The following is a 12930-nucleotide window of genomic DNA, read 5'->3' on the forward strand; positions in this document are numbered from 1 at the left end:
AAGAATTTAATGTTTTAATTGTTTTTTGTGTAACTAATAAAACTAAATATCATGTTAAAAAAGATTTTAAATTTAGAAGGTGCTGAACAATTAACAAAAAGCCAACAAAAAAGCATCAAAGGTGGTTTGGAGTATTGTCGTGATTGGAATACGGGTCTCTGTAAGTACTATAAGATAACCTGCGCTAGTCCATGTAATGTACAGCCGTAGGTTTTAAATAAAATTATAATTTGTTAAGTGTTAGTAAGGTTGTTCATTAAGATGATAAAGAGGAGGTGGTTCCTCTTTATTATTTTATATTCGAATATGAAATAATTAGAGTATATTGTCCTTGTAAAACAAGATTTAAAATTGAAAAAATTCCCCAATTATAAACAAGCAGATTTTAAGGACTGCGGTCCTACCTGCTTAAAGATTATTGCAAAGCATTATGGTAAGTCCATAAATATTCAAGAACTACGTGATTACAGTGAGACCACACGGGAAGGAAGTAATTTGTTGTTCTTAAGTGATGCTGCAGAAAAAATTGGTTTTCGAACCTTAGGAGTTAAACTTAATGTACAGAGTCTGGAAGAAGCTCCTTTGCCTTGTGTCTTACATTGGAATAAAGAACACTATGTTGTACTTTATAAAATTAAGAGAGGTATCTATTATATTTCTGATCCAGCTTTTGGATTGATAGAATATAATCAGAAAGACTTTATTAAGTTTTGGATAGGAAATAATGCCGATGATTCTACTCAGGAAGGAATTGCATTATTGTTAGAAGCCACTCCAAGATTTTTTCAGTCCGAGTTTGATAAAGAAGATAAAAAAGGCTTAGGATTTGGACTATTATCGCAATATGTCTTGCGATATAAATCATTCCTAATCCAGTTAAGTATAAGTTTACTGGCGAGTAGTTTACTACAGCTTATTTTTCCTTTTCTTACCCAGAGTATTGTCGATGTAGGGATACAAAATCAAAACATTCATTTTATTTATTTAATTCTGTTTGCGCAATTATTTCTTTTTGCAGGAAGAACAGGGTTAGAACTTATCAGGAGTTGGATATTATTGCATTTATCTACCAGAATAAATATCTCTTTAATTTCAGATTTCTTCATCAAATTAATGAATTTACCAATTTCATTTTTTGATGTCAGAATGACTGGAGATATTATGCAACGTATAAACGACCATCGTCGTATAGAGAGAATCCTTACCACATCATCATTAAATGTATTGTTTTCGGTCATTAATATGATAATTATGGGAGGTGTTCTAGCCTATTATAATCTTCAGATATTCTTAGTGTTTTTTGCAGGAAGCATTCTGTACTTTGGATGGATAACCTTATTCTTAAAACGAAGAGAAGAACTCGATTATAAGCGATTCTCAGAAGTTAGTCAGGAGCAAAGCAAGGTTATGGAGCTTATAAACGGAATGCAGGAAATAAAACTGCATAATGCCGAAAAGCAAAAAAGATGGGGTTGGGAGTATGTACAAGCAAGATTATTTAGAGTTTCTATAAAAGGACTTGTTCTGGAACAAACTCAAACAATAGGTTCATCTGTAATTAATGAGTTAAAGAATATTTTTATAATTTTCCTTTCGGCAAAATTGGTAATCGATGGTCAGATCACACTTGGGATGATGCTTGCTATAAGTTCTATCGTTGGGAGTTTAAATGGACCAATTACACAACTTATAGAGTTTGTAAGAGAAGTACAAGATGCCAAAATATCGTTGGCAAGACTATCCGAAATTCATGATAAAGAAGATGAGGTACAGCAAGAAGTACATCAAACCCAAGATATTCCTCAGGATAGCGATATAATCATCAAAGATTTATCGTATCGTTATTTAGGTTCGGATATTCCTGTTTTAGATGATTTAAATTTGATAATTCCTGCACACAAAGTAACTGCCATTGTAGGCGTTAGCGGAAGCGGAAAAACCACTTTAATGAAGTTATTACTAAAATTCTATGAGCCAAATAATGGAGAAATTAATTTAGGAAATACACAACTTAAAAACATTTCGCAAAAAGCATGGCGTAATAACATCGGAGCAGTTATGCAAGAAGGATTTATTTTTAGTGATACAATTGCTAATAATATAGCTATTGGGGTCGATAAAATAGATAAAGAACGATTGGTTTACGCTGCAGATGTGGCCAACATAAAAGAATATATCTCTAGTTTACCTCTTGGTTATAATACCAAGATAGGATCAGAAGGTGTTGGTATGAGTACAGGACAAAAACAACGATTATTAATTGCGAGAGCAGTTTATAAAAATCCCGAAATGTTATTTTTTGATGAAGCAACTTCAGCATTAGATGCAAATAATGAAAAATCAATTATGGGGAAATTAGATATCTTCTTTAAGGATAAAACAGTTGTAGTAATTGCGCACCGATTAAGTACGGTGATGAACGCAGATCAAATAGTTGTTTTAGACAAAGGAAAGATTATCGAAATAGGAAGTCACTCAGCATTAGTAGAACAAAAAGGGAATTATTTTGAATTGGTTCGTAATCAATTGCAATTAGGAAATTAAAACATGGCAGAAGACAATACAAAATTTGAATTAAGAAGCGAAGAAGTACAAGATATCCTTACAAGAGTGCCACATTGGATGATACGATGGGGAACCGTTTTAATCTTTGCAATAATATGCATGCTGTTTTTTGTTTCCTGGTTTCTTAAATATCCAGATGTTGTGAGTACAGAAATAAGTATTACAACGTCTATTCCTCCTGAGAAATTAGTAGCAAAAACTACTGGAAGAATTGAAGCAATTTTGGTAAAAGATAAAGCAAAAGTGTCAAAAAATACACCGCTTGCAATTATCGAAAATTCAGCTAATTATAAAGATGTTTTTGTTCTAAAAAACACAGTAGACAATTTTAATATAAATGACAGAAATAAAGAATTTCCATTTGCGTCTCTAAACAATATGCAGTTTGGAGAGATGGAAAATGCTTATGGAGTATTTCAAAAGGACTATGCAGCATGGAAACTTAATGAAAACCTACAACCTTTTCAAGTAGAAAATAATGCTCAAAAATCAGAACATACTCAAATTAAAGAGCGATTGGCTATTTTGCAGCAGCAAAAAAGCATCAACGAAAGCGAATTACAACTTCAAAAAAATGATGTTAATCGTTTCGAAGCTTTATATGCAAAAGGAGTTATCTCTACGCAAGACTTAGAAAATAAAAAGTTGAGTTATCTTCAGGCAGATAAGAATTATAAAGGATTGCTTTCATCAATATCGCAGTTAAAATCATCCCTTATAGAAAACTCCAGATCTAGTCAAGGTACTAAAATAAGCGGAACGAAAGAAGAAGTGAATTTAGAGCGTAACTTAATGCAATCTTTTTATCAGTTAAAAAAAGGGATTAAAGATTGGGAATTAGCTTATACATTAAGATCCTCAATTCCGGGTATAGTTACTTTTTTGCAAGTATGGACAGAGAGCCAAACAATTACCTCGGGCGAAAATGTCTTTTCGATTATTCCAGATACTGAAAAAGGATATATTGGCAAAGCCAAAGCAAAGGCTCAGAATTCAGGAAAAATTAAACTAGGACAACAAGTTAATATTCGATTGTTTAATTTCCCAGACAGAGAGTTTGGTGTAATTAGAGGCAAGGTCGAAAATATTTCGCTTATTCCAGATAAAGATGGGAATCTATTGCTAGATATATCGCTACCTAAAGGATTGGAAACATCGTATAAAAAGAAAATTCCTTTTCAACAAGAGATGAAAGGTAGTGCAGAAATTGTTACCGAAGATCTACGATTACTCGAAAGAATACTATATCAGTTTAAGAGCCTTTTTAGACAGAATTAAGATTTGATGTCTTACAATCGTTGTGTCTTCTCGCTATATTTTTGAATCAGTCAAATCCTAGGTTATAAATTTAACAAAATTGATCTTTAATGTTTGTTGTTTTGGCTTATGTGATTGTTTTTTAATTTGTTATCTAGCTATCTTTAAGATTATGTTTAAAATACGACTATGTAGTTTTAAACTATTTTACCTAAGCTGATTTTCTATTGAACGACTAAGTATTTGCTGAGTTTTATAATAGATTTAAAATATTCTTGCGCGAGATTAGACAGAAAGCTCAAATGTCTTTAAACGATTGGGTTATTAACGAAACTATAAAATTTTAAATTATGTTAAAAAATATTTTAAACTTAGAGGGTGCCAATAAATTAACCAAAAATGAGCAAAAATCAATTACTGGAGGGGAGGCAAAATTTGCTCCAGAAACAGGATGGTGTGTTAGTAATAATAGTTCTTGCGGAGGTATTTATCCGAAAAACTATGGCGGTGGTTGGTGTTGTGAAAGATAGTTTTTAAAACATATTAGAGAGAAAGCGAACTTCCTCTCTGTGTTATTTAAATAAAAAATCTTCGTTAATTTCATGTATCAAGGAGTTTAAATTTAGTTTTTTTGAATATTTTAACTCAATATTTTATCCTATTTAAGGCAAATAATTTGTTTGAGCTTGAAATAGGTTTAAAATATTTTTGCGCGAGATTAGACATAAGACTCAAATGTCTTTAAACGATTGGGTTATTAACGAAACTATAAAATTTTAAATTATGTTAAAAAACATTTTAAACTTGGGAGGTGCCAAAAAATTAACCAAAAACGAACAAAAATCAATTAACGGAGGAGGGGCTAAATTTAGTCCGGAAACAGGATGGTGTTTTAGTAATTATAGTTCTTGTGAAGATACTTATCCGAAAAGCTATGCCGGTGGTTGGTGTTGTGAAAGATAGTTTTTAAAATATATTAGAGAGGAAGTTCGCTTTCTCTCTGTGTTATTTTACAATTAAGATAATTCTTTTCTACACTTTTTAACATAACAATCTTTCGTTAGCTCGATATATTCGAGAATAAAAAGGTGTAGTTACTTCCTATAATTTATTCCTCAATAGAGATACCATTAGCTTTAAATTTGAATTAAAAGCCAATGGTATTTACTTCAAATATATTATGTTTCTCCCTCTTATAAACCAGTTAAGTTTCTGGTTATAAATTTAACAAAATAGACGCTCAATGTTTATTGTTTTTTATTATCTATCTGTATTTTAATTGGTTATATTTTATCTTTAATGTTCTGCTTAAAAATTACTAAGTGGTTTTTAAACTATTTCATCAAATGTGATTTTCTATTAAAAAAACAAAGGCATCAGCTGGTTTTGTAATAGAATTAAAATATTCTTACGCGAGATTAGACAGAAAGTTCAACTGTCTTTAAACGATTGAGCTATTAACAAAACCATAAAAAACAAATCATGTTAAAGAACATTTTAAATTTAGAGGGTGCCAGAAAACTAACCAAAAGCGAACAAAAATTAATTAGTGCAGGAGAATGGAGATATTCTGAAGCAACGGGTTATTGTGTTTATCCACTTCCTGTTTGTAGCGGTGCGCTTTATTCAAAACAATATCCGGGTAACTGGTGTTGCGAAAAATAATTTTTAAAACATACCAGAGAGAAAGTCCGCTTTCTCTCTGTGTATTTTTATAATTGAGTTACTTCTTTTAGCCGGTTTTAAAGTTTATATTTTTTAGATAGAGATCTTTCATCAACTCGATATATCCGATGACGAGACCTCATAATTACTTCTTTTAATTACTTCTTCAATAACGATTATTCATTTTTAACTAGATTCAAATCGATGACATTTCTTTTAAAAGGACTGTTGAAATTTTCATGCGTTTTTGTTTCTATTGTGTCAGTTTAATCTTGGGTTATAAATGTAACAAAATAGGTTCTCAATGTTTGTTGTTTTTATGTATATATCTATTGTTTAATTAGTTGAGTTCTTATCTTTAATATTGTGCTTAAAAATTCACATGTAGTTTTTAAGCTATTTTATCAACGACAAATTTCTATTAAAATACGAGTTATATGCTAGATTCTTTAATAGACTTAAAAATATTCTTGCGTGAGATTAGACAGAAAGTTCAAATGTCTTTAAAAGATTGAGCTATTAACGAAACCATAAAAAAAAAACAAATCATGTTAAAAAACATTTTAAACGTAGAAGGTGCTCAAAAATTAACAAAAAGCGAACAAAAACTAATTAGCGGTGGTGCAGTAGGAGATTGGACATATTCCGAACAAACAGGTTATTGCGTTTATTCTGTAGAAGCTTGCGGCTTTGGTGTTTATCCAAAAAGATATCCTGGAAACTGGTGTTGCCAAAAATAATATCTTAAAACAAGTTAGAGAGAAAGTTCGCTTTCTCTCTTTGTAAGTTTTTTAAAGCTTACATTTTCAAATAGAAATCCTTGGTCAATTCGATATATTCGGGAGTATAAACATGTCTTTCAGTTTCGATAATTAATTCATCGATAGAAATGTCTGTGTTTTCAGTGCGATTAAAGGCTAATAAACTGCGTTTAATATCGCTTACAGGTGTTCCTTTTACTCGAGTAATTTTAAAAGGATATAATTCAAATTCTTTGGCTAGAGTAATAAATTTCTCTTCTTCTTTAAATGGAATAATTACTGAGAAGATTCCGTTTTCCGAAAGCAATAAATCAGCCGCTTCAACTAAATCTTCAAAAGGCATTGCGTCTTGAAAACGTGCTAAATCTCTTTGATCGTTATCAGTTTTGTAATCTTCGCTGTAAAAAGGAGGGTTTGATACAATGATGTCATATTCGTCTTCTGGTTCTTCCATGAACTCGTCTAATCCTGCATGATAACAAAATAGGCGGTCATTCCAAGGAGCGTTTTCAAAATTATCTACAGCTTGTTCATATGCAGCTTCATCTATCTCTAAAGCGTCGATTTGTTCTGCTGAGGTTCTTTGTGCTAGCATCAAGGCAATAAGACCAGTTCCGGCTCCAACATCTAAAATGCTAAAAGGATTATTGGTTATAGGAGTCCATGCGCCTAATAAAACACCATCAGTACCAACTTTCATAGCAGTTTTATCTTGTAGAATAGAGAATTGTTTGAATTTAAACATAAAAAAGAAATTCCAATTTTTTTAAATTCCAATTTTCAATTAGAAAGGAGGGAATTCTAAAAAAAGAAATTCCAAATTTCAATTGCAAAAAGGAGTAAAACTATACGAGTTTTAAGTTGCAAAAGTAAGATTAAAATCTCAATAATTATTTTGAAGTTTTGGTGATTATTGCTGATAAAATTTTTCGTAATTCTTCTACTTCGAATAATAAAGAATTTGAAAGTGTTCTTTGATCGGGATTTGATTCATGTAATAAGCGTAACCAGAATTTAGATTCTTTAGCTTCTTTTCGAGAGATTTTAAGTCTAAATATTAAATCTTTATCCCCAAGTTTTTCATTTGCTTCAATATAATTTGCTCCTACAGAACCAGAAGATCTAACTAATTGTTTTCCGTCTTCTATGTTTGATGTTGTTTTAGGTAAAGTTCTAATATATGTTCTACATTCATTTGCAAACAAAAAAGTTCGTTCTTCTAAATCGTAAGGTTTGTTAATCATAATACTCCAATTTTTAAATTCTAATAAAGATGGCACAATTATTTTATAAAAATAAGTTTTTTCTTTCAAATTTAAAATTTAGAAAAAATATTCTTTAAAAGGTGGGATTTGGAATTTCAGATTTGGGATTTTCCTTTCCAGTATTGGAATTTGAGATTTGAAAAATTGGAATTTTCCTTCCTAGTTTGGAATTTGGAATTTCAGATTTGGAATTTTCCTTTTCAGTATTGGAATTTCTAATCTAAAGGTACATTTCAACCAAGCCTTCAGGTAAATTCATGATAACTTTTTTGTTATCACGGTCAATTTTTACTAAGAAATGGTCAATCATAGGGATTAACATTTCTACTTCGCCATTAATAACTTCAAAAAGAGGTTGGGCAGTAGAGTCATTTACAGAAACTATTTTCCCGAAAACGCCTAAGCGTTGGTCTTCTATTTCGAAACCGATAACTTCGTGGAAATAAAATTTGTTACCAGTAAGTTTAGGTAACATGCTTAAAGGAAGATAAATGGCGTTACCCATAATGGCATCGGCATCTTCCTCAGTAGTCATATCTTCAAAACGAATTCTTAAGAAATCGTTTTTGTGTATTGAGCTACTTTCAATAAAAAAAGGAACCAAGTGTTTGTCGCATTCGACAAACACTGATTCCAAGTTTTCGTATAACTCAGGTTCGTCCGTGTCTAAATAAGCCAGAACTTCACCTTTGAAACTAAATTTTTTCGCGATTTTACCTAAATAAAAACATTCTTCTTTACGCATTCTCGCTTAATATAATTATGCTTCAGTTGTTTCGTTATTTTCTTCAGCAGCAGGAGCTTCTTCAGTTGATGCTTCAACTTCAGCAACTTCTTCTACAGCAGGAGTAGCAGCAGCGATAGCGTCAGCTTCAGCTTTTGCAGCAGCAGCTAAACGTTTTGCGTTTACTTCTTGTTCAGCTTTAAAAGCTTTAGATTTAGCATCAGCTTGCGCTTTAGTTAAACCATCTTTCTTAGCGTCAACTTTTCCAGCTTTTGCTTCTAACCAAGCAGCTAATTTTGCATCAGCTTGTTCTTGAGTTAAAGCACCTTTGCGAATACCACCTTCAAGGTGATGTTTCAACAAAGCTCCTTTGTAAGAAAGAATTGCTTTAGCAGTATCAGTTGGTTGTGCACCATTGTGTAACCATTTAACTGCACTATCAAGGTTTAAGTCGATAGTTGCTGGGTTTGTGTTTGGATTGTAAGTACCGATTTTCTCTAAGTATTTACCATCTCTTTTTGAGCGTGCATCTGCAGCTACAACCCAGTAAAAAGGTTTTCCTTTTTTACCGTGTCTTTGTAATCTAATTTTTACTGACATAATCGTTTGATTAAATTTTGAGGTACTCGACCTCTATTAATTAAGGGTGCAAAGATATAATTTTATTCTGAATTACAATTTCTATTTTTCAATTTAATGTTTAAGCCCTTATTTGCTAGTTTTTTATGGTTCTTTTAAGAGATAGATCTAATTATTTTGTTTTTTAATTGATAATTTTGCCAAAATTTAATTTGAATATGAAAAAGTGGTTTTTTCTATTGCCTCTACTTTTATTGTTTATTGCCTGTGATAAGGAAGAAGTGGTGTCGAGTAGTCCTGCCTTTCAGTTCTTGAAAAACGATGTTTTTTGGAGAACTACAACTTATAGTGCTACTATTGATAAGAACGGAGTACTTATAATAACTGGAGGTTTGAATGATGAAAAAGTCGTTTTACAAACAGTTTCGGTAAATGTTAAAACATATATTTTGGGAGTCGATGATGTTTCTACTGCTACATATATAAATTCATTGCCAAAGCAAGAAACTTTGTATAAAACAGGTAAAGGAATAGGAAGTGGTCAGATTATTATCACGGAGTATAATAAGGATACAAATACAGTTTCGGGTACATTTGCATTTATTGCTCCAGATAATGAAGATGTTGCGTCGGTCGAAAAAGCTGTCCGCTTTAAAGAAGGAGTTTTTTATAAAGTGCCAATTACGTTGGTTAACACATCGGAATAGAAAATTTTAAAGAAAGAAAAAAAAATCTATTTGCGACTCTTCTTACTTTTTTTATTGATAATAAAAACATAAATAAGCTAATTTATAGTAGATTAGAAAAAAATAAGATTACATTTGTTGCATATTATAAATAAGTACATATGAATATTTTTGTTGGAAGCCTTCCATTCAGTATTGAGGAAGCAGATTTAAGAGAGTCTTTCGAGGCTTACGGAGCAGTTGATTCAGTTAAAATCATTACTGATAAATTTACTGGAAGAAGTAAAGGTTTCGGTTTTGTTGAAATGACAAATGATGATGAGGCTCAAAAAGCGATTGACGAATTGAACGGAGCTACTGTTCAAGGACGTGCAATTGTTGTAAACAAATCTGAGCCAAAACCAGAAGGCGAAAGAAGAAGTTTTAATAACAACCGTGGAGGAAATGATTCTCGTGGTGGTTATGGTGGTGGAAACAGCCGTGGTGGAGACAACCGTGGAGGTGGAAACAGAGGAGGATATTAATATTTTTTTCTACAATATAAAAAAAGGTGTCAATTTATTGACACCTTTTTTGTTTGTATATGTTTTGTTGTGGAGACGCATATTGTAGAGACGCACCGCAGTGCGTCTAATATTTTTTATAAATTAGCAACTAACCAATCACCAACTTCGCTGGTTTTGTATGCTTTGGTTCCTTTTGGAGCTAAATCTTCAGTGACAATTCCTTGTTCTAATGATTTATTTACAACAGCTCTAATTGCTTCGGCTTCCTCTTTTAGTCCAAAAGCATCTTCAAACATCATTGCAGCGGATAAAATAGTTGCTAGTGGATTTGCAATATTTAATCCTGTTGCTTGTGGATAAGACCCGTGAATAGGTTCATATAATGAAGTGTGTTCTCCAACAGATGCAGAAGGCATTAATCCCATTGAACCGGAAATTACCGAAGCTTCATCGGTTAAGATATCTCCAAATAGATTTTCAGTGATTAATACATCGTAAGAGTTTGGCCATTGTACCAATCTCATTGCAACAGCATCTACAAATTCATAAGAAACAGTTACTTCAGGATAATCTTTTTCCATTGCCTGAACCGTTTCTCTCCATAAACGTGAAGTTTCCAAAACGTTTGCTTTATCAACGCAACATAATTTTTTGCTACGCGTCATGGCAAGTTCAAAACCTTTTTTAGCTAAACGTTGTACTTCAGCTCTTGTGTAAACACAATTGTCAAAAGCAGTTTCTCCATTGTCTCTTCTTCCTTTTTCTCCAAAATAGATTCCTCCAGTTAATTCTCTTAAGAAAACTAAATCAGTTCCTTCGATTCTTTCTCTTTTTAAAGGAGAATTATCTATTAATGAAGGGAAAGTAAACGTTGGTCGAACATTAGCAAATAACCCTAATTTTTTACGCATTAATAATAAACCTTGTTCAGGTCGAACAGGCGCACTTGGATCATTATCATATTTTGGATGACCGATTGCGCCAAATAAAACGGCATCGGCAGCCATACAAATTTCATGAGTTTCATCAGGATAAGGAACTCCAACTGCATCAATAGCGCAAGCTCCTGTAAGAGCAGGTGTCCAGTTAATTTCGTGATTAAATTTTTTTGCAATAGCATCAGATACTTTTACGGCTTCATTAATTACCTCAGGACCAATTCCGTCTCCTGCTAAAAGGGCGATGTTAAATTTCATTTCTTTTTGAGTTTCTAAGTTTCTAAGTTTCTAAGTTTTTTTCCTTAGTAAGTCAGAATTTTTATTTATAATTGTTTTTAGGTTTAAAGCGGCAAAGGTTCAAAGGCTCAAAGTTTAAAGCAACAAAGAAAAAACTTTTGCACCTTTGTTACTCTGAGCCTTTGTACCTATATTAAGGAATCACATTCAACATTTTTTGTGTGGCAATAATTGCGGCAACTGTCTGATCAGAATCTAGACCTCTTGTTTTAAATTCTTTTCCGTTATTAATCCAGGTAATAATAGTCTCGCATAAAGCGTCAGAACTACTTCCTGGAGGGATTCGAACCGCATAATCAATTAACTTTGGTAAAGTCATTTTTTTGCTTTTGTAGATTTTGGTCAATGCATTCATAAAAGCATCAAACTGACCATCTCCTTGTGCATGTTCTTCTATGATTTCTCCGTCAAGATTTAAGCTTAATGTTGATGATGGACGTGTCCCTTTTGAATGCATTAATACGTAAGACTGTATTGTAATTTTATCTTGATACGTATGACTGTTTAAAACGTCAGAAATGATGTATGGTAAATCTTCTTTGGTAACGGTTTCTTTTTTGTCGCCTAATTCGATAATACGTTGAGTAACCAATTTTAAATCTTCTTGATTTAGTTTTAATCCTAATTCCTGAAGATTCTTTTCAATGTTGGCTTTTCCAGAGGTTTTCCCGAGAGCGTATTTGCGTTTTCTTCCAAAACGTTCTGGAAGTAAATCACTAAAATATAAGTTGTTTTTATTGTCACCATCGGCATGGATTCCTGCAGTTTGGGTGAAAACATTATCTCCAACAATTGGCTTGTTGGCAGGAATTCTGTAGCCAGTAAAGGTTTCTACCAATTTACTCACCGAGTATAAAGAAGTTTCTTTGATATTAATGCTTACTTCTGGTAAATAATCATTGATTACGGCAACAGTACTCTCAAGAGGTGCATTTCCTGCACGTTCCCCCATTCCGTTTACAGTAACATGAAGTCCTTTAATACCTGCTTTTACTGCTTCCATAACATTTGCAATACTTAAATCGTAATCATTATGTGCATGAAAATCAAAATGAATATCTGGATATTTTGCAGTAATTTTTGAAATAAATTCGAAAGTTTGAGCAGGAATCAATACACCTAAAGTGTCAGGAAGCAAAATTCTTTTGATGGGTTGTGTTGCTAAAAAAGCCAGAAAATCAAAAACATATTCGGGAGAATTTCGCATTCCGTTGCTCCAATCTTCCAAATATACATTTGTTTCGATGTCGTTTTCTTTTGCTAAAGCAATACTTGTTGCAATTTCGGCAAAATGTTGTTCTGGTGTTTTTTTTAACTGATGTATAAGGTGGTTCATCGAACCTTTGGTTAATAAGTTCTGAACTTTAGCTCCAGCTTTTTTCATCCATTCGATAGAAACGCCACCATCTACAAAAGATAATACTTCAATTCTTTTAATGTAACCTCTTTCTTCTGCCCAAGATGTTATACTTTTTACTGCCTGAAATTCTCCTTCGCTTACGCGAGCAGAGGCAATTTCTATTCGATCAATATTTAATTCTTCTAATAGTAATTGTGCAATGGTTAGTTTTTCTGCTGCAGAAAAAGATACTCCCGATGTTTGTTCGCCATCACGGAGCGTCGTGTCCATTATTTCAATTTTTCTTTTTTCCATATTGATTTCTGTATTTCTTTTAAAGTGAAATTA

At 32.3% G+C, this 12930-nt stretch carries 14 protein-coding genes; 8 read left to right on the forward strand and 6 right to left on the reverse strand.

Going from position 1 to position 12930, the window contains the following annotated elements; genetic code table 11:
- Positions 1-351: 351 nt before the first annotated feature.
- The 6 genes from SHI72_RS13380 to SHI72_RS13405 all read left to right on the forward strand — a co-directional run bounded on the left by SHI72_RS13380 (position 352) and on the right by SHI72_RS13405 (position 6227).
- Positions 352-2544, forward strand: a complete 2193-nt coding sequence (locus SHI72_RS13380) for a peptidase domain-containing ABC transporter (protein ID WP_039116973.1) — start codon at positions 352-354, stop codon at positions 2542-2544.
- Between the two features lie 3 nt (positions 2545-2547).
- Positions 2548-3843 (forward strand): HlyD family secretion protein, encoded by a 1296-nt coding sequence (locus SHI72_RS13385; protein ID WP_039116972.1) that lies wholly within the window; start codon positions 2548-2550, stop codon positions 3841-3843.
- A 329-nt stretch (positions 3844-4172) separates the two neighbouring features.
- The gene (locus SHI72_RS13390; protein ID WP_323490248.1) at positions 4173-4352 is read left to right on the forward strand and encodes a hypothetical protein; all 180 of its coding nucleotides are present in this window, start codon (positions 4173-4175) and stop codon (positions 4350-4352) included.
- A gap of 253 nt (positions 4353-4605) precedes the next feature.
- Positions 4606-4785, forward strand: a complete 180-nt coding sequence (locus tag SHI72_RS13395; protein WP_323490249.1) for a hypothetical protein — start codon at positions 4606-4608, stop codon at positions 4783-4785.
- A gap of 519 nt (positions 4786-5304) precedes the next feature.
- Positions 5305-5487, forward strand: a complete 183-nt coding sequence (locus tag SHI72_RS13400) for a hypothetical protein (RefSeq protein WP_035621975.1) — start codon at positions 5305-5307, stop codon at positions 5485-5487.
- A gap of 548 nt (positions 5488-6035) precedes the next feature.
- Positions 6036-6227, forward strand: a complete 192-nt coding sequence (locus SHI72_RS13405; RefSeq protein ID WP_323490250.1) for a hypothetical protein — start codon at positions 6036-6038, stop codon at positions 6225-6227.
- Positions 6228-6285: 58 nt separating this feature from the next.
- Here the strand turns inward: SHI72_RS13405 and SHI72_RS13410 are convergent, their stop codons facing one another.
- The 4 genes from SHI72_RS13410 to SHI72_RS13425 form a co-directional block, all read right to left on the reverse strand.
- Positions 6286-6993 (reverse strand): tRNA1(Val) (adenine(37)-N6)-methyltransferase, encoded by a 708-nt coding sequence (locus tag SHI72_RS13410; protein WP_039113799.1) that lies wholly within the window; start codon positions 6991-6993, stop codon positions 6286-6288.
- A gap of 145 nt (positions 6994-7138) precedes the next feature.
- Positions 7139-7561 (reverse strand): four helix bundle protein, encoded by a 423-nt coding sequence (locus SHI72_RS13415; RefSeq protein WP_240474729.1) that lies wholly within the window; start codon positions 7559-7561, stop codon positions 7139-7141.
- Positions 7562-7733: 172 nt separating this feature from the next.
- Positions 7734-8258: a ribosome maturation factor RimM gene (rimM, locus tag SHI72_RS13420; protein WP_039113800.1), complete on the reverse strand. Its 525-nt coding sequence runs from the start codon at positions 8256-8258 to the stop codon at positions 7734-7736.
- 15 nt (positions 8259-8273) lie between these two features.
- Positions 8274-8837, reverse strand: a complete 564-nt coding sequence (locus SHI72_RS13425; RefSeq protein WP_039113801.1) for a 30S ribosomal protein S16 — start codon at positions 8835-8837, stop codon at positions 8274-8276.
- A gap of 197 nt (positions 8838-9034) precedes the next feature.
- Here SHI72_RS13425 and SHI72_RS13430 point away from each other — a divergent pair, with 197 nt between their 5' ends.
- Complete coding sequence (locus SHI72_RS13430; RefSeq protein ID WP_039113802.1) at positions 9035-9523, forward strand: DUF6252 family protein; 489 nt, start codon at positions 9035-9037, stop codon at positions 9521-9523.
- Between the two features lie 140 nt (positions 9524-9663).
- Positions 9664-10026: an RNA recognition motif domain-containing protein gene (locus SHI72_RS13435; RefSeq protein ID WP_039113804.1), complete on the forward strand. Its 363-nt coding sequence runs from the start codon at positions 9664-9666 to the stop codon at positions 10024-10026.
- 116 nt (positions 10027-10142) lie between these two features.
- Here SHI72_RS13435 and leuB read toward each other — a convergent pair whose 3' ends face one another.
- Both leuB and SHI72_RS13445 read right to left on the reverse strand, forming a co-directional pair.
- The gene (gene leuB / locus SHI72_RS13440) at positions 10143-11204 is read right to left on the reverse strand and encodes a 3-isopropylmalate dehydrogenase (RefSeq protein WP_039113805.1); all 1062 of its coding nucleotides are present in this window, start codon (positions 11202-11204) and stop codon (positions 10143-10145) included.
- A gap of 172 nt (positions 11205-11376) precedes the next feature.
- A complete protein-coding gene (locus SHI72_RS13445) occupies positions 11377-12897 on the reverse strand; it encodes an alpha-isopropylmalate synthase regulatory domain-containing protein (RefSeq protein ID WP_323490251.1) in 1521 nt (506 codons plus the stop codon).
- Between the last annotated feature and the right edge of the window lie 33 nt (positions 12898-12930).

The organism is Flavobacterium sp. PL02, from assembly GCF_035013205.1.
Taxonomy (GTDB): domain Bacteria; phylum Bacteroidota; class Bacteroidia; order Flavobacteriales; family Flavobacteriaceae; genus Flavobacterium.